The organism is Odoribacter laneus YIT 12061, assembly GCF_000243215.1.
GTDB lineage: Bacteria > Bacteroidota > Bacteroidia > Bacteroidales > Marinifilaceae > Culturomica > Culturomica lanea.
In genome coordinates, this window is sequence record NZ_JH594596.1 from 2898189 (window position 1) to 2915907 (window position 17719).

Genomic DNA, 17719 nt, shown 5'->3' on the forward strand with positions numbered 1-17719 from the left:
AAAATTAATGGACTTTACCCAGATTGTTTGTTGCAACTTCATAATTAATATACCGCTTTTTCATCCATCGGTAAGCAAAACAATCCTTAAAAGGCCCTGCCAGACGATTCCATAAATGATATTTTGATTTTCCGGCAATCCGGGGAAAATGCCGGACAGGAACCTGTTTTACTTTTCCATGCTGTAACTGTATCAAAGCAGGTAAAAAACGGTGCATGCCGGTAAAAAAAGGGATTCTCTTGGCGTACGGAGTCCGAAGAATTTTCAAAGGACATCCTGTATCTTCTACCCCGTCGTGAGTCATTGCCCTACGAAATCCATTCGCAACCCGGGAAGACATATTTTTTACAAAACTATCTTTCCTTCCGGTCCGGATACCCATGACCATTTCATAATCATTTACATAGTCAGCTAAAAGATTGAAATCTTCCGGAGTTGTTTGCAAATCAGCATCGATATAACCGACATAGGCAGAAAAAATGTGGTCAATACCTGCTTTCATTGCAGCACTCAACCCTCCGTTTTGGGCTAGACTCAGGTAAAAAAAATCTTTATTTGCTTTACAAGCTTCTTGGATAAATTGTTCACTTTTATCTGTAGAGCCGTCATTTACAAAAAGAATACAAGAGGTGAGCTTAGAGATCTGCAAATAGTGGGATAATTCTGTTGTCAGGCGTTGAATATTACCTTCTTCGTTATAGACAGGAACAATAATCGTCAACTCATAATTTGCAGTTTTATTCATAACTTAAATTTTCATTCATTTCATTCAAGAATAACACAAAATTAATTAGCTTTGCTCTACTTTTAGAGTTCTTTTTCCAAGAGTAAATTTATTTTTTAATCTCCTGAAACGGAGTATTTGTCTTATTTAAATAAAGTACAAAGATATGAAATATAAACGGATTCTGTTAAAGCTAAGTGGTGAATCTTTAATGGGCAACCAAAAATACGGAATTGACGTAACTTGTGTTGAAAGTTATGCTCGTCAAATTAAAGAAATTGCAGACATGGGAATACAAATCGGCATTGTTATCGGCGGAGGCAATATTTTCCGGGGATTAAGCGGCTCCCATAAAGGTTTTGACCGGGTAAAAGGGGATAGCATGGGAATGCTGGCTACTGTCATTAACGCCCTGGCCCTCAGTTCGGCATTAGACAATGAGAAATGTAAAAATAAAGTTTTAACGGCTATCCGCATGGAACCTATCGGAGAATTCTATTCCAAAAGCAAAGCCATAGAATATTTAGAAAAGGGATATGTTTCTATTTTTAGTGCCGGTACCGGAAATCCGTATTTCACGACAGACACAGGCAGTAGTTTACGGGCCATTGAAATCGAAGCTGACGCTATGTTAAAAGGGACCCGGGTCGACGGGATTTACACAGCTGATCCGGAAAAAGATCCCACAGCTACGAAATTCGATAAGATTACCTATGACGAAATATATAACAAGGGATTAAAAATTATGGACCTGACAGCGACAACTATGTGTAAGGAAAATCATCTTCCCATTGTTGTATTCAATATGGATGTAGAAGGGAATTTGAAAAAATTAATGAGCGGAGAAAAAATAGGTACGCTGGTATACGAAAAATAAACAGTTCCAATCAGAATGAAGAGATAGAATCAGAAAAATCTATTCCTAGCGGAATAAAAATTGAAAATAATAGGCTATTTATTTTCCTCTCAGGAGCAATATGATATTAGACAAGATAAATACACCCGAAGATCTCAGACAACTACCGGAAGATTCCCTGATACAATTATGTGCGGATATCCGGCAAAAAATTATTGAAGATTGCGCGGAAAATCCTGGACATTTAGGGGCCAGCCTCGGCGTGATAGAACTCACCGTCGCCCTACATTATGTCCTCAATACGCCATACGACAATCTGATCTGGGACGTAGGTCATCAGTCTTACGCTCATAAAATCCTTACAGGACGAAAAGATCAATTTAAAATGAAACGTCAGTTCGGAGGCATCAGCGGCTTTCCGAAAATGTCGGAAAGCAAATATGATTCTTTTGGAACAGGACATTCTTCTACGTCTATTTCAGCAGCTTTAGGGATGGCAATTGCTGCCAAAATAAACGGAGAAACAGATCGTCAGTCCGTTGCAGTTATCGGTGACGGATCTATGACAGGGGGATTAGCTTTCGAAGCCCTAAATAATGCGGGTGTTCATAATAGCAACCTTCTGGTCATTTTGAACGACAACAATATGGCTATCGATCCCAATATCGGTGGTTTAAATGATTATCTTCTGGATGTGACCACCTCCAAAACTTACAACAAGCTGAAGGAAGACGTATGGCATATTCTGGGAAAGCTGAACCGTATCAGCCCAGGCATGAGAAGCTTTATACAAAATGTCGATAACAGTTTGAAATCTTTATTGCTGAAACGGAGCAATCTGTTCGAAGCAATGGGGCTTCGTTACTTTGGACCTGTTGATGGCCATGATGTCAATCATCTGGTAAAAATACTCCGGGATATGAAAAAAATCAACGGCCCTAAACTACTACACTGTATTACGGTAAAAGGCAAAGGACTGAAACAGGCGGAAGCAGATCAAACGACCTGGCATGCCCCCGGAAAATACAATAAGGACACGGGCGAACTGATTAAAGAACAAAATCCGTCGCCGACGCCTAAATTTCAGGATGTTTTTGGTTATACTCTTTTGGAACTTGCCCGCGCGAACGATAAAATCTTAGGTATTACGCCTGCTATGCCGACAGGCTGTTCGTTAAACATCATGATGAAAGAGATGCCTGAAAGATGCTTCGATGTAGGAATAGCGGAACAACATGCGGTGACCTTTTCCGCAGGTCTGGCAGCGAAAGGATTTATTCCTTATTGCAATATTTATTCTTCTTTTATGCAAAGGGCCTACGATCAAGTTATCCATGATACTGCACTTCAAAACTTACAAGTTGTATTTTGTCTGGACCGGGGAGGAATAGTTGGAGCAGATGGAGCTACTCATCATGGGGCTTATGATTTAGCTTATTTCAGATGTATTCCGAATCTCACGATCAGTGCTCCTTTAAATGAGGAAGAGCTGCGGAATTTGATGTATACGGGCCAATTGCCCCACCAACAAGGTCCCCTTGTCATCCGGTATCCCAGGGGAAACGGTTTTATGACAAATTGGAAAACCCCTTTTCAGGAATTACCTATTGGGAAAGGAAGATGCATGATAGAAGGAGAAGAAATCGCTCTGTTGTCTATAGGAGCTATCGGGAATCTTGCCCAAAAGGCTATAGCCAGAATTCCCCGACCTACAATCGGTTGGTATGATATGCGTTTTTTAAAACCGATAGACGAAGAACTTTTACATACTATATTTAGTAAATTCAAAAAAATTATCACATTGGAAGACGGGACTATTATAGGAGGATTAGGAAGTGCTGTAATCGAATTTATGAATAAATATCATTACAATGCTCAAGTGTCCCGATTGGGTATACCTGATAAATTCATTGAACACGGTAGCCAACAACAACTTTACAAACTATGTGGTTATGACGAAGAGGCCATTTACAACCAAATTTGCAGCTTATTAAAAGAGTAAGATTTCTTTAGCTTCTGTGAGATGAAAGACGAAATAAAATTACCGAATAATGTAGAGTGTTACGAAAAATTTAAAAAGACATTTAAAAATCTTTCGGCAAAAGAGCTTAATTTGTTAGTTAGTAACGATTCTGTCAAATATTATAAAAAAGGAAGCCTTGTCTATTCCGAAGGGACTCGCATGAAGGGATGTTATTTTGTATACAGCGGCGTTGTCAAAATTTTTCAGACCGGGCACGAAGGAAAAGAGCAGATCATAAAATTTGAGAAAGAAGGTGACTTTTTCGGCTTCCGTTCTGTCATTTTAAAAGAAAAAGCCTGTACTTCCGTAGAGATATTAGTAGATGCCATCCTCTATTTTATTCCGGAAAAAACGCTCTTACTTTTGATAAAAAACAACCCGGATTTCGCCTACGAATTAATGCAAATTGCCTGCAAAGAATTAGGAGAATCCAATCGCTATATTCGGGATATTGCGCAGAAATCGGTAAAAGAGCGCCTAGCAGAAATATTATTGATGATGGCCCACGATTTCGGGGTCGAAAACGATGGCACCTTAAAATTAAACATCTCGCGGGAAGATTTGAGTAATTTTGTAGGTACCGCTACGGAAACTGTTATCCGTCTATTGTCTGAATATAAAACCGAAGGATTAGTCGAATCAAAAGGACGCAAAATCAAGCTTTTAAATATTGAAAAATTAAAAAACAGAGCCGGTTTATAAAAGGAACTTAAAAACTCAGCCTTTATTTATCACAATCATTCACTAAGATATTTAGTGTCTTTTCCTTCACCTCGATTATTTCAAGGTGAGATGCAAATATGTTTGCTTTGTATTCTTTTTTTAAAACTCAATATTTTTCTTTTTTTTATACCTTTATCTGAAAATTATTGTAATTTAACGCGTCTTTTTAAGTCTAACTATTAATAATTAATTAAAACATGCCACAAATTTCAGAAATGGGAAAAATAATACCGGCTTCTCCTATTCGCAAGCTGGTTCCCTATGCCGACCAAGCCAAAGAAAAAGGGATTAAAGTATATCATCTTAACATCGGACAACCAGATATAGAAACTCCTCCTATCGCCTTGGAAGCTGTCAGGAATATGAAATTGTCTGTCATCGAATACACCCCCTCCGGAGGAAATCATACGTTAAAAGTAAAATTAGCAGGATATTACCAGCATTTAGGAATTAATATTCATGAAGAAGATATTTTAATTACGACAGGAGGTTCCGAAGCGATTTTATTTGCTTTTATGAGCACATTAAATCCCGGAGATGAAATCATTATTCCGGAACCTTTTTACGCCAATTATACAGCTTTTGCTGTTATGACAGGCGTAAAAGTAAAGACAGTCACCTCCACTATTGAAAACAATTTTGCTTTACCTCCTATCAGTGAAATTGAAAAGCTGATCACTCCTGCAACAAAGGGTATTGTCATCATCAACCCCAACAATCCGACAGGTTACTTATACTCTAAAGAGGAATTAGAAGAGCTGGCTAAAATCATCAAAAAATACGATTTATATTTATACTCAGATGAAGTATACAGACGTTATTGTTACGATGGTCTGAAACATTTTTCTGTCATGAATTTACCGGGTATTGAACAGAATGTCGTTTTATTTGATTCGATGTCAAAAAGATACAGTGAATGTGGTATCCGTGTAGGAGCTATCATTACCCGTAACAGAGAGATTTTAGCGACAGCTTTAAAATTCGGCATGGCGCGTCTGTGTCCTCCCGCTTTAGGGCAAATAGCCGCAGAAGCTTCTTTAGATACAACCGACGAATATTTCGAAAACGTTTACAATGAGTATATCGAACGGAGAGATTTTATGGTGGAAGCCCTGAATAAAATGCCGGGAGTCATTTGCCCGAAACCGAAAGGAGCTTTTTATTCCATCGTAAAATTACCTGTAGACGATGCCGACCGTTTTGCGAAATGGTTATTGGAAGATTTTAGTTATAACGGTCAAACAGTCATGGTGGCTCCTGCCAGTGGATTTTATCATACATCGGGTCTCGGAAAAAATGAAGTAAGAATCGCTTATGTTTTAAAAATCAGCGAACTGAAAAAAGCGATGGAGACCTTGGCTCAGGCTTTGAAAGAATATCCTGGAGCACAGCAGGCATAACAGATAATTTTTCTATCTTTGCAGCTTAGATGAAGCTGTGATTAAGATTTTTTAGAAAAAACAGATATGATATCCGACTCGAAATTTGACAGTATTAGACCCTATGTAGGGAGTGAAGTTGTTGCAGCAGCACAAAGACTCAGCAATGCGGAGGCGTTTCTATCCGTTTTCTCACAGCTTACTCAGATTGATAAAAATGTAATCGCTGCGACGCTCAAGGACATCCATACCCGGGATGAATTCCAATGCAAATTTTTTGGTCCGGCGATTCAGTCGGTTATCGACCATACTTCAGACGGAGTTTCCATCAGCGGATTGGAAAATCTCAGACCGGATACTTCCTATCTGTTTATTTCTGATCACAGAGATATTATTCTGGATTCTGCTATATTGAATCTGTTGTTGAGAAAAAACGGTTTTAAATATACAGAAGCTGCTATCGGGAGTAATCTTCTGGTGAATGAATGGGTTACAGACCTGGTGAAATTGAATTCCTGTTTCATTATAGAAAGGGATATTCCCGTCAGAGAAATGATCGTCAGCTCTGCCCTTCGTTCTGAATACATACGTGCCACAATTGAAGCTGGAGTCAATTCTATATGGATTGCCCAAAAAGAAGGACGGACTAAAAACGGGGATGATAAAACACAACCCAGTTTACTGAAAATGTTCAAAATGAGCAGTTCTAAAGATTTCGCAGAAAATTTCCGACAGCTCAAAATCGTGCCTTTGTCTATCTCTTATGAATGGGAGCCTTGCGACGATCTGAAGACAAATGAATTATACACCAAAACGGTCAGCGAATACATAAAAACTCCGGAAGAAGATATGAAAAGTATGCAAACCGGTTTAGCCATGTATAAAGGCAGGATCAACTTTGTGGTAGACAAACCCATTGATGACGAACTGGATGCAATAGCCAGTTTGCCATCCAATGGAGAAAGACTGGAAGTCCTTGCCCAGCTCATTGATTCAAAAATTCATAAAAACTTTAAATTATGGCCGAATAATTATATTGCTTATGATCTTTTGCATTCTGTCAATAAATTTTCAAAATTTTATAACGATGAAGAAAAAGAAAAATTTATTTGCACAATGACTCAGAAAATCGACAAAATTGAGGGAAACCGTTCGCTATTGAATAACATTTATTTGGAGATTTATGCTAATCCTATTAAAAATTGTCTCCACCTAAAAGACACTGAGCAATAAAAATAAGCCTATTTTATTCCGTATCTGAAACTTAAACGAAAAACGAAAATTAATGAAAACAGTCCGCTTACTCATTATTCTTGGTGCTTTTTTAATTATGATTTCCAGCGTATTTAGTCTGATGACAACGACGGACCGAACACCAGTATACATCAACATCTGCGCTATGTTAAGTTTAGCTATTGCCGTTTCGGTCATGAATTTCCAAAAAAACAACCGAAAAGACCGAAGATAAAATCTCAAAATGTATAAAGTTAAACGCACGATATACCTGAAAGATCGCCATATAGACGTTTGGTTAGGGCTTGTAAGTAAAACCAAGAATGGGAAAAACGGGAAATATACCGTCTATTTACTTACGGATAACCCGGATAATCCTTTTAACCATGCAGAACCCATCTTAAGCGGCATTACCTCGAAAGAAACGGCCATCCGGAGAGGAATTGAATTTGTCAAAAATCTATTGCAAAATATTTCGGATCGCACAGTCACTTCAGAGGACAAAAAATCAGAATTCTAAATTGATTTTACATCAAAATTTGCCATAATGGAAAGAAAAGTCAGAGTCAGATTTGCTCCAAGTCCCACAGGAGCACTTCATTTAGGGGGAGTGAGAACAGCCCTTTTCAACTATTTATTTGCCCGTCATCATAAAGGAGATTTCCTTTTACGTATAGAAGATACCGACCAGACCAGATATGTACCCGGAGCAGAGGAATATATTATAAAATCTTTACAATGGTGCGGTTTAAAGGTGGATGAAGGAGTAGGAACAGGAGGAGAATACGGTCCCTACCGTCAAAGCGAAAGAAAAGACTTATATAAACAATACGCTTTACAATTAGTTGCATCCGGACACGCCTATTATTCTTTCGATACAGCTGAAGAATTGGACAATTACCGCAAATCCTGTGAAGCGCAAAAAGAAACGTTTATCTATAACGCTACCACACGGATAAAACTCCGGAACTCTCTTACAATGGATGCTGATCAGGTAAGGCAATTACTGGAAGCAGGAGAGCCCTATGTCATCCGCTTTAAAATGCCTGAAAATGAAGAACTCCATTTAAAAGATATTATCCGGGGAGAAGTTCGTTTCCATACCTCCTTATTGGACGACAAGGTTCTCTTCAAATCAGACGGTATGCCTACTTATCATTTAGCAAATGTAGTAGACGACTACCTGATGAAAATTACACACGTCATCCGGGGAGAGGAATGGCTTCCCTCTCTTCCCCTGCATGTACTTTTATACAGAAGTTTCGGCTGGACAGAAGTGATGCCTGAATTTGCGCATCTTCCCCTTATTCTGAAACCTGTAGGAAATGGGAAACTGAGCAAAAGGGATGGGAATAAGATGGGATTCCCCGTATTTCCAATGCAATGGACAGACCCTGAGACCAAAGAAATATGGCATGGTTATAAAGAAGACGGATATTTTCCCGAAGCTTTTATCAATATGCTTGCTTTACTAGGCTGGAATGACGGAACGGATAAGGAAATTTTCTCGCTGGAAGAGTTATGTCAAGCCTTTTCGCTGGAAAGAGTCCATAAAGCAGGATCCCGGTTTGATCCGGAAAAAGCAAAATGGTTCAATCACAAATACCTGATTCATAAACCGGATACGGAACTCGCAATTCCCTTAAAAGAAATACTGGAAAGTAACGGCATTCAGGCAGACCTATCTCAAATAGAAAAGGTATGCGGTTTAATGAAAGAACGGGCTAATTTCGTGAAAGATATTTATAACGACAGTTTATTCTTTTTCGTTACACCGGAAGAATACAATGAAAAAGACGTAAAAAAATACTGGAAAGAAGAATCCATACCCCTGATGCAGGAATTATATAATCTTCTCAGCAAAATCGAAGATTATTCTTTTGCCAACACTGAAAAAATTATTTCAGCATGGATTAACACCAAGGAAATCGGTTTTGGCAAAGTAATGAATCCTTTTAGAGTCGCCATCGTAGGAGCAGCCAAAGGACCACATATGTTCAATATTATTGAAATTATCGGGAAAACCGAAACATTAAAGCGGCTGGAAAAAGCATTAAACACACTAAAATAGAGATACATGGAAAATAGGATTTCTGATTCTGAAAAACAATATGCGATGTTTATTCACATCTCGCAATTTGCGGGAGTAATCATTCCCGGACTAGGATGGATTTTACCTTTGGTGTTGTGGTTAACAAAGAAGGACACCTCTTCCTATATTGACGCCAATGGAAAAATAGTAATGAACTGGATTATTTCCTGCTTCCTCTACGCCATAGGAGCTACGATCTTAACTTTTATCCTTATTGGGATTCCTCTTTTAATCGCTTTGGGAATATGCAGTCTTATATTTACAATTATTGGTGCAATACGGGCGAATGACGGTATATTGTGGCCTTATCCCCTAAGCATCAAATTTATAAACTAAAGCATTCTCCTGTAGGGCTGTAAACGTCAATACAGGATAAAGTTATTTGCCTGCAACTCCCGGATAGCTTGTTCTTCATGCAGCAAAAAGGGATTTAGTTCCTGAGTGGTCAGGCTAGAAGGAGCGGGTACAAAAATGGTATTCGGATATTGCATGATAATATCATGCAATATTCTTACCCGTTTCATGTGAAAATCGGAAGAAACAACCCACAAAATATCCGGCTGCTCTTTTTCAATGACAAGTTTCGACATCCTAAAATCTTCGACAGTATTGGAAGACAACACAAATTCCAGGAAGTCATTTTCTTTCACTCCTTTATGCAAAAGATATTGTTTACTGTAGTAAGCATGCGGTAAAGAGGTTGGATTAAACTGTTTCCCAAATCCTCCTGTACAAAGGAAACGGCTGTTTTTATTAAGCGAATAGAGCTCAAAGGCATAATTCAAACGATCTAAAGCAATTCTGCTCAAATTGCCCTTTTCATCGTTAGGCGCTCCCAATACCAGTAAAATATTTTTCATATTCTTCATTCCACTATTCAAAAGTTTCCCCAAATCAAACAAATATCCATACAAAAATAGATATAAAAAACAAACTGATTTAATCCTTTATTTAAATAACAAAAGACTTATCTTATACTCCCGTACAAAAATATCATTTTTAATCAGGAAAAAATCCTCTTTTGTGTCCCTACTGTGTATTTTATTTGTAACTTTTCTGCCCCTTTATACGTCATTTTGGAAAATATGTCTTCTATGAAAAATCTTTTATTTGGCTTTATTTGCCTGATTTCAGGTATGGCTTCTTCCGTATTTGCCCAAAACTGTAGTTATCGCATATATGGACATATTTCTACTGTAGACAATGAAAAATTCTCCGGCTACATTACCTGGGGAAAGAATCAATTATACTGGACAGATCTTTTTCAAGCTCTCAAACCGAAAAATCCTTATGCCCACTATTTTAAACCTGAGGACGGAGTACTTTTTAATCACTCAGGCAAAACATCGTCAGTCCCCCCCCAACATATATTTGCCTGCCGATTCGGAGATATAAAAACCATAGAATTGAGCGGCATAAACCAAATTAATCTTCACATTCAGAGTGGTTATCAAATCCTATTAAAAAAAGGCAGTTTTAAAGATATAAACACTCCCATCTCTCTTCAAATATCAGCACAAGAAGAAATAGAGATTCCCTGGGAAAAAATAGCTAAAATTGAATTCGACGCCTCGCCCGATTCTTTTTGTCCGCCTCATACTCTTCCGATTACCGGTATCGTTCAAACCAAACAAGGGATTTATAAAGGATTTATTAGCTGGAACAAGAAAAAAACAATCACAGATACGTTTAAAGCCAAAACAGCCCGAGGAGAAATCTATATAAGCTTTTCTCAAATCAAAAGAATCCTCAAAGCTCCGAACGGCTATCGGCTCATTTTAAAAAACGGAGAAGTAAAGGATTTAAAGACCATCGAAAATCTTCGGGAAATTACAGTAAATATGCCAAACATTGGTATTGTGACCATCCCGGCAAGCAAATTGGAATCTTTGAACATAGAAGAAATTCCACTGCCTTCCTATGCTGATTTCTCGGACCAAACGCCTCTTTATGGGGAGATTTTAACCCGCAAAGGAGAAAAAATAAAAGGAAGGCTAGCTTACGATTTAGATGAAGCGATGAATTTTGAACTCCTGGAAGGGGAAAATGATAATATCGAATATTCTATCCCTTTTAAATACCTCCAATCAATAGAACCGAAAAACTATAAATATTCTTATATCACTCTCACAAACGGAGCGGCTCTCAGCTTAGGAGATTCCGTAGATGTAGGCGCTGAAAACAGTGGCATTCTGATATTTCCGGAGGATAGCATACCCGTTTATGTTCCCTGGAAAGAAATCCGTTTGATTACTTTTGAAAATCAAGCCCGTTCTACTCCGGAATAACGTTCCCGGATAAGTTCGAAGATCCGCCAAAGTTCCTCTATAGACTCAGCTCTTAACATTTGTATCCGTAATTCCCGGAAATGAGGTAAGCCTTTAAACATAGCTGCCATATGCCGGCGCATATGAAGAATACCTCTTATTTCATCAATCCAGTCGACAGATAATAATATTTGTTCTTTTAAAATATCAATTTGTTCTGCAACAGATAAATCCGGTAACATTTCTCCGGTTTGAAAATAATGCTTGATTTGTTTAAAAATCCAAGGTCGCCCAATCGCCCCCCGTCCGATCATAACAGCATCTACTCCGTATTTATCAAAAGCCTCTTTAGCCTTTTGAGGAGACGTGATATCTCCGTTTCCAATAATCGGGATTTGGATTCTCGGATTATTTTTTACTCTTCCAATAGGTTCCCAATCCGCTTCCCCCGCATACATCTGAGAACGGGTACGCCCGTGTATAGCCAAAGCTTGTATCCCCACATCCTGCAAACGTTCGGCAATATCTTCGATAATAATATGTTCACAATCCCACCCCAAACGGGTTTTAGCTGTAACCGGAACCTTCACGGCCTTGACAATTCGTTCCGCCATCTCTATCATAAGAGGAATATCTTTTAACAACCCTGCACCAGCTCCTTTCTGGGCTACTCTTTTTACAGGACAACCAAAATTCAGATCGATGAAATCCGGCTGCACTTCCTCTACGATTTTAGCGGCCTCCGTCATAGAATCAATATAACGGCCATAAATCTGAATCGTTACAGGACGTTCAGATTCTTCTATCGTCAATTTTTTCAAAGATTTATGAACAGAGCGAACCAGGGCATCCGCAGAAACGAACTCTGAATATAACCAATCTGCTCCAAATTCTTTACAAAACTTTCGAAAAGGAGGATTGGTCACATCTTCCATAGGCGCCAACACCAAAGGATATTTTCCTAATTCTTTTCCTGCTATCTGCATAAACTTAAAAACTAAAGGATTTGATTAAATATTTTTTACAACTTCACAATAATGAGGGATTCTCCGGAATGCCAAATCTGTTAAAGCATCCTAAAACTTTTGATTTCTGTCCGAAGAATATTTGAATACATCTGATTATTAAATAAGTTTGCTGCAAAAATAACAAATTAAACCATTCTTAAAATCATGCTTGTACTAAAATTACTATTGTCCCTCCTGACCCTTTTACCTACTGACGCCCGTTGGCAACGAATCGAAACAGATCAACATATCTCCTTTTTATTCCCGAATAATGTACAAAAATTACAGAGAAAGACAAATGGAATCCCTTCTTATATTTACCAAACAAAAGATTTAACCTGTGTTTTCGGAGTGGTATGTTCCGATTTTTCAAATCAAAAAATATCTTTTTCCGATCCAAACCATGCATTAGCAATATACGAACAATTGAAAAAAGGTTCTGTAGATATGGAAACTGCTATCCTGAAAAATGAACAAACAGTTCCTTATGAAAACATGCTTATCAAAGAAATAGAATATTCTATTATTAAAGATAAATATGAAATGACCTACTTTAAACGGTTTATATTTAGAAATAATAAAGTTTATCAAGTTACAATTGGAGCTAAAACCAGACATTTTGATATTTTAAAAGAAGAAAGAGAAATTTTCTTCAATTCCTTCTTATTTACAGATTGATTGAAGTCTGAATGTATAACCTCTTTCAGGCTAATATGACTTTACTAAAAACTCAAAATATAAAACCTTCGGAAAGCCAGCTTAAAAGGAGGAATGCAAACATTTGAAATAATCTGTAACTTTTCATTATATTCGTTCGTCCCATACAAGATATGAATAGAAACGAATATAATTTAAGTGTAGACAAATTCTCTGACGATGTATTTCGTTTTATTTACAAGACCTGTCATAATAAGGAATTAGCGGAAGATATCATTCAAGACGCTTATATGGTACTTTGGGAACATGTCGGAGAAATCACGTTCGAAAAAGCAAAAGCTTTTCTCTTTACGACTTCTTATCACAAAATGATCGATATATTCCGGCGGGAAAAGAGAAATAAAGATATAGAAAATATAAATCCGGAATATTATTTATCTGGCACGCAATCACCTGATTTACAAGATATTTTAGAATTTGCACTAAACAAATTATCCCCTGTCCAAAAAACAGTTATTTTATTGAGAGATTATGAAAATTATTCTTACCAAGAAATAGCAGACATTACTCATTTATCCGAAAGTCAGGTAAAAGTATATATTTTTAGAGCCCGCAATTCTATGAAAGAATTTATCCGAAAACCTGATTTAATCGTGTAACTCTATAAGGAAGGGTTTAATTGATTTAAATATGATTACACAGAAAAATTACGAAATTTATTTTGCCGATTATCTCGATGGAACATTAGGAGAAGCGGAAACAGCAGAATTAAAAGCTTTTCTGTTGGTACATCCTGAATTATCCAAGCTTATAGAAGACACGGATAAGGTAAAACTTCAGAAACCCACTTTTACTTACTTACATAAAGAATCTCTAAAAAAAACAGAACTACAGGAATGTCCGGATTATTATGCTATTGCAGCCGCAGAAGAAATATTGACAGAAAGGGAAAAAAAGCAATTGAAGGAAAGATTTGCTGACCAGGAGTTTCAGGCCTCTGTGCAGCTCTATCAGCAATTAAGGCTTAAACCAAACCCGAATATTCATTTTAATAAGAAAAATAAACTTTACAAAAAGCAAGGTAAACGTATTCTTTTGATACAATTAACTGCTGTGGCAGCTGTTTTATCTCTCTTTCTGCTCATACGGTTGTTTACGCCCTCTATCGTAGAAAAAGATTCGATGTTCAGCGACAATCGGAAAACCATTCTTCCCCTTATCGTTTCACCACATTTCAGTACACCTCTGGAAACAAAAGGTTACAAACCCTCTTTTGAACTGGCGAAAGTAAAATCCATAAAACCTACAAAGCAAATTATTGCTCCCATTTCTTCCTCTATGGAAACAGTAATCCTCCTTACTTCTGATACAGAAATAAAACTTCAGGAAATAGCTATGAACGACACTCCGGAAATTATTCTTACTGAATCAGCTAAAACCTGGAGAGCTTCTTCCGATAATGTGGGAACAAAAAATATAATTACTTCTGTTATTCACGCTGGTAAAAACCTTACACAAAGAATGAAAAAAAACAATATAAATGCAAAAGTGTCTGTAACATATTAAAAACACTATCCGTCTTATGGGAAAATAATAGAATTTAAGAAAAATAATACTATGAAAACAACATTATCTCTCTTTGCAATTTTTTTGACATTAAACGGAATGGCTTCCAATTTCCAAGATACAGTAATGGTGGACGATCTGTGGCAAAAAGAAAAAAATATAAAATTCGTACCGAACTTACAGGATTCTCTTCTGTCAAACAGGGAAATGCAAATTACAGATACTCTCCCTACACAAAAAAAATCTAAAATACGTATTCTTTCTTCTTCATCCAGCGGCTTGACAATTATCGGTTCCGGAAATGATACAGAAATTGAAATTTTAGGAAACCATAAATATAAAAACAAAAAAAACAAAGGGTACCAAAATTTCAGTGGCCATTGGTGCGGTTTTAATTTCGGATTTGTAAACTTTACAAATACTGATTATTCTGATTATTCCGCCAGTGAACAGGATTTTATGGAACTAGATTATGCAAATTCTTTCGTCATGCAATTTAATATTTTGGAACAAAGCATCAATCTCGTACCCCGGAATAATTTTGGATTAATTGTAGGTTTAGGGCTCGAGTACCAACGCTTGCGTTTTGAAAATAAACACCAGTCCATCTGTTTGGATGAGAACAACAGAATTATGCCCTATACCCTCAATCCAGACTGGAAAGTAAAAAGGAATTCGTTCAAAACACTTTACCTCACGGTTCCTGTTTTAATGGAAGTACAATTTCCAGCAAGGCTCAGAAAAAAAGTATATATATCTGCCGGTTTTATGGGAGGTATCCGCCTTCATTCCAAAACAAAAATTGTATATAAGAACCTCGATGGAAATAAGAAAAAAGACAAAAATTCCGATAATTTCAATATGATACCTGTCAAAGCAGATGTAGTAGCACGTATCGGTTACCACAACCTGAATATCTGGGGAAGTTATACTTTAACCAATATGTTCAAATCAAACAAAGGGCCGGAATTGCATCCTTACAGCTTGGGGATAGGAGTAACATTTTAAAGATTACTGTGCCTATAAAATAATTTTTAATTGATTTATTTTTAAAGAAATATCCTGAAATATTGTCTTTTCGTGAGAATATTTTTAGGATATTTCTTTTCCTTACTATCAGCTTATTCATTCATGATTTCAGTCTGCCGATCGATAGAAGCCTGATGAATCGCTTTGAAAACTTTTTCTAAAAATTCTTCACTCAATCCATTCTGCTTTCCTTTCTGAAATACTTTTTCCAAAATCTTATCCCAACGTCCCGGTTGTAAAATCGTGATATTATTTTGTTTTTTATACTTCCCAATTTCTGCAGAGACCTTCATACGATCTGACAGGATCTGGAGTAATTCGTTATCCAATTCATCAATACGAGCCCGTAACTCATCAATATTTTCTTTATACTCTACATCCTCCGTCTCTACATTCCGGATGACCAGATGGGATAAAATTTCCGAGAGAGAAGAAGGAGTAACCTGCTGCGCTGCATCACTTAAAGCAATTTCAGGACAAATATGCGATTCCACAATCAAACCGTCAAAACCCAAATCCATAGCTTGCTGAGAGACCTCCTGTATATATTCTCTTTTACCGGAAATATGACTGGGATCACAAATCATGAGTATATCCTTATGACGACGTTTAATTTCTATGGGGATCTGCCATTGTGGAATATTTCTGTATTTTGCTTTTGTATAGGTAGAAAATCCTCTGTGTATAACCCCAATTTTCTTTAATCCAGCCATATTTAAACGTTCTAAAGCTCCGATCCAAAGCTCTACATCCGGATTTACCGGATTTTTAACTAAAACAGGAATATCCGTTCCTTTCAAAGCATCTGCAATTTCCTGCATAGCAAAAGGATTAGCCGTCGTCCGGGCTCCGATCCATAACAAATCCACTCCTGCTTTCAAAGCTTCGTATACATGTTTGACATTTGCTACTTCTGTAGAAGTTTTCATACCCAATTCCCGTTGTACACGACGCATCCAACCTAAACCATCTGCTCCGACACCTTCAAAACAATTCGGACGGGTACGAGGTTTCCAAATACCTGCCCGCAATACGTTCACCCCGTTACTTTTCAAAGCCCTCGCCGTTTCAAATAATTGCTGCTCGCTTTCCGCACTACAGGGACCCGCAATAATCAACGGTTTTTTCGTATCCGAAAAAATACCCCATTCACTTACTTTTAATAAATCTAATTGAATTGCTGCCATAAAATTTATCGTTATGTGTTTCTATTTAAAATTTTGCATTTTACCTTTTTAATTGACTTTGCAGGCGTTTTTAATATACACTGTGTATCTCGTTTTATAAACGTTTTTTATTCTCAACGAATAATTCTCTTTATCTTATTTGCCTTATAAATCAATTCTCTCACTCCTTGTTCATCGTAATCGGATATATGTTTTTTAAATTCCTGTAACTTTTCAATGTAAGTATCCAATACCGTCAACACATTTTCTTTGTTTTGAGAAAATATAGGAGCCCACATATCAGCATTACTTTTAGCTAAACGTACCGTAGAAGAAAAACCTCCCGAAGCCAAATCAAAAATATTCTTTTCATTTTTCTCTTTTTCCAAAACAGTTAAAGCCAAAGCAAAAGAAGAAATATGAGAAATATGAGAAACATAAGCAGTATGCACATCGTGATGAGCCGCCCGCATATATATCATTCTCATATTCAAACAATCATACATGCTTTTCACTAATTCTACCGCCCGTATATCCGAATCTTCTGCATTACAAATAATCCCGGCACGTCCATCAAAAAGTCCGGACAGAGCCGCCCAAGGTCCCGAATATTCCGTACCCGCCATAGGATGAGCAGCTACAAAATTTTTCCGGTTCGGATGATAATGGACCATTTCATTGATTTTTTCTTTGGTAGAACAAACGTCTGTGACAATCTGTTTATCCACCTTATCCAAAATCTGAGGAATTAAACGAATTGCAGCACTTACGGGAGTCGCCACCACAATAATATCACTTTCTGCAATACAGTCCTCTAAATTTACAAGGTCATCCACTAAACCCATCTCCTTAGCGGCGGCGGCATGCAACTGTTCGCTTTCCACACCGACCACCCGATCTGCAAACTTTCTCTTTTTTAAATCGATCGCCATTGAGCCGCCGATCAAACCAATTCCGATTACTCCTACTTGCATAATTTTTCTCTGTTACTTTCCTT

At 37.3% G+C, this 17719-nt stretch carries 19 protein-coding genes; 14 read left to right on the forward strand and 5 right to left on the reverse strand.

Annotated features, from left to right (window positions below):
* Positions 1–4 precede the first annotated feature (4 nt).
* Positions 5–745 carry a glycosyltransferase gene (locus HMPREF9449_RS12040; RefSeq protein ID WP_009137539.1) on the reverse strand — a complete coding sequence of 247 codons (741 nt, stop codon included), beginning with the start codon at positions 743–745 and terminating at the stop codon, positions 5–7.
* Between the two features lie 145 nt (positions 746–890).
* Here HMPREF9449_RS12040 and pyrH point away from each other — a divergent pair, with 145 nt between their 5' ends.
* The 9 genes from pyrH to HMPREF9449_RS12085 all read left to right on the forward strand — a co-directional run bounded on the left by pyrH (position 891) and on the right by HMPREF9449_RS12085 (position 9366).
* Positions 891–1601 (forward strand): UMP kinase, encoded by a 711-nt coding sequence (gene pyrH / locus HMPREF9449_RS12045; protein WP_009137540.1) that lies wholly within the window; start codon positions 891–893, stop codon positions 1599–1601.
* Between the two features lie 100 nt (positions 1602–1701).
* Positions 1702–3582 carry a 1-deoxy-D-xylulose-5-phosphate synthase gene (dxs, locus tag HMPREF9449_RS12050; RefSeq protein ID WP_009137541.1) on the forward strand — a complete coding sequence of 627 codons (1881 nt, stop codon included), beginning with the start codon at positions 1702–1704 and terminating at the stop codon, positions 3580–3582.
* Positions 3583–3603: 21 nt separating this feature from the next.
* Positions 3604–4305: a Crp/Fnr family transcriptional regulator gene (locus HMPREF9449_RS12055; RefSeq protein WP_009137542.1), complete on the forward strand. Its 702-nt coding sequence runs from the start codon at positions 3604–3606 to the stop codon at positions 4303–4305.
* Positions 4306–4523: 218 nt separating this feature from the next.
* Positions 4524–5726, forward strand: a complete 1203-nt coding sequence (locus HMPREF9449_RS12060; RefSeq protein ID WP_009137543.1) for a pyridoxal phosphate-dependent aminotransferase — start codon at positions 4524–4526, stop codon at positions 5724–5726.
* A gap of 66 nt (positions 5727–5792) precedes the next feature.
* Entirely contained in the window at positions 5793–6938 is a 1146-nt protein-coding gene (locus HMPREF9449_RS12065; RefSeq protein WP_009137544.1) for a 1-acyl-sn-glycerol-3-phosphate acyltransferase, read from the forward strand.
* 52 nt (positions 6939–6990) lie between these two features.
* Positions 6991–7173 carry a hypothetical protein gene (locus tag HMPREF9449_RS16270; protein WP_009137545.1) on the forward strand — a complete coding sequence of 61 codons (183 nt, stop codon included), beginning with the start codon at positions 6991–6993 and terminating at the stop codon, positions 7171–7173.
* 9 nt (positions 7174–7182) lie between these two features.
* Positions 7183–7458, forward strand: coding sequence for a hypothetical protein (locus HMPREF9449_RS12075; protein ID WP_009137546.1), 276 nt, complete (start codon positions 7183–7185; stop codon positions 7456–7458).
* Between the two features lie 27 nt (positions 7459–7485).
* Positions 7486–9009: a glutamate--tRNA ligase gene (gltX, locus tag HMPREF9449_RS12080; protein WP_009137547.1), complete on the forward strand. Its 1524-nt coding sequence runs from the start codon at positions 7486–7488 to the stop codon at positions 9007–9009.
* A 6-nt stretch (positions 9010–9015) separates the two neighbouring features.
* Complete coding sequence (locus tag HMPREF9449_RS12085; protein WP_009137548.1) at positions 9016–9366, forward strand: DUF4870 domain-containing protein; 351 nt, start codon at positions 9016–9018, stop codon at positions 9364–9366.
* A gap of 26 nt (positions 9367–9392) precedes the next feature.
* Here the strand turns inward: HMPREF9449_RS12085 and HMPREF9449_RS12090 are convergent, their stop codons facing one another.
* Entirely contained in the window at positions 9393–9890 is a 498-nt protein-coding gene (locus tag HMPREF9449_RS12090) for a YdcF family protein (protein ID WP_232211419.1), read from the reverse strand.
* 234 nt (positions 9891–10124) lie between these two features.
* Here HMPREF9449_RS12090 and HMPREF9449_RS12095 point away from each other — a divergent pair, with 234 nt between their 5' ends.
* Entirely contained in the window at positions 10125–11318 is a 1194-nt protein-coding gene (locus HMPREF9449_RS12095; RefSeq protein ID WP_009137550.1) for a hypothetical protein, read from the forward strand.
* Here HMPREF9449_RS12095 and dusB read toward each other — a convergent pair.
* Positions 11294–12283 carry a tRNA dihydrouridine synthase DusB gene (gene dusB / locus HMPREF9449_RS12100; protein WP_009137551.1) on the reverse strand — a complete coding sequence of 330 codons (990 nt, stop codon included), beginning with the start codon at positions 12281–12283 and terminating at the stop codon, positions 11294–11296. The genes HMPREF9449_RS12095 and dusB overlap by 25 nt on opposite strands.
* Positions 12284–12469: 186 nt before the next feature.
* Here dusB and HMPREF9449_RS12105 point away from each other — a divergent pair, with 186 nt between their 5' ends.
* The 4 genes from HMPREF9449_RS12105 to HMPREF9449_RS12120 all read left to right on the forward strand — a co-directional run bounded on the left by HMPREF9449_RS12105 (position 12470) and on the right by HMPREF9449_RS12120 (position 15535).
* Entirely contained in the window at positions 12470–12982 is a 513-nt protein-coding gene (locus tag HMPREF9449_RS12105; RefSeq protein WP_009137552.1) for a hypothetical protein, read from the forward strand.
* Positions 12983–13134: 152 nt separating this feature from the next.
* Positions 13135–13620 carry an RNA polymerase sigma factor gene (locus tag HMPREF9449_RS12110; RefSeq protein ID WP_009137553.1) on the forward strand — a complete coding sequence of 162 codons (486 nt, stop codon included), beginning with the start codon at positions 13135–13137 and terminating at the stop codon, positions 13618–13620.
* A gap of 31 nt (positions 13621–13651) precedes the next feature.
* Entirely contained in the window at positions 13652–14527 is an 876-nt protein-coding gene (locus HMPREF9449_RS12115; RefSeq protein ID WP_009137554.1) for a hypothetical protein, read from the forward strand.
* 51 nt (positions 14528–14578) lie between these two features.
* Positions 14579–15535 carry an outer membrane beta-barrel protein gene (locus tag HMPREF9449_RS12120; RefSeq protein WP_009137555.1) on the forward strand — a complete coding sequence of 319 codons (957 nt, stop codon included), beginning with the start codon at positions 14579–14581 and terminating at the stop codon, positions 15533–15535.
* A 113-nt stretch (positions 15536–15648) separates the two neighbouring features.
* On the opposite strand, the gene HMPREF9449_RS12125 is transcribed toward HMPREF9449_RS12120, so the two are convergent.
* Both HMPREF9449_RS12125 and HMPREF9449_RS12130 read right to left on the reverse strand, forming a co-directional pair.
* Positions 15649–16743 carry a bifunctional 3-deoxy-7-phosphoheptulonate synthase/chorismate mutase type II gene (locus tag HMPREF9449_RS12125; protein ID WP_009137556.1) on the reverse strand — a complete coding sequence of 365 codons (1095 nt, stop codon included), beginning with the start codon at positions 16741–16743 and terminating at the stop codon, positions 15649–15651.
* 113 nt (positions 16744–16856) lie between these two features.
* A complete protein-coding gene (locus HMPREF9449_RS12130) occupies positions 16857–17696 on the reverse strand; it encodes a prephenate dehydrogenase (RefSeq protein WP_009137557.1) in 840 nt (279 codons plus the stop codon).
* Positions 17697–17719: the final 23 nt, after the last annotated feature.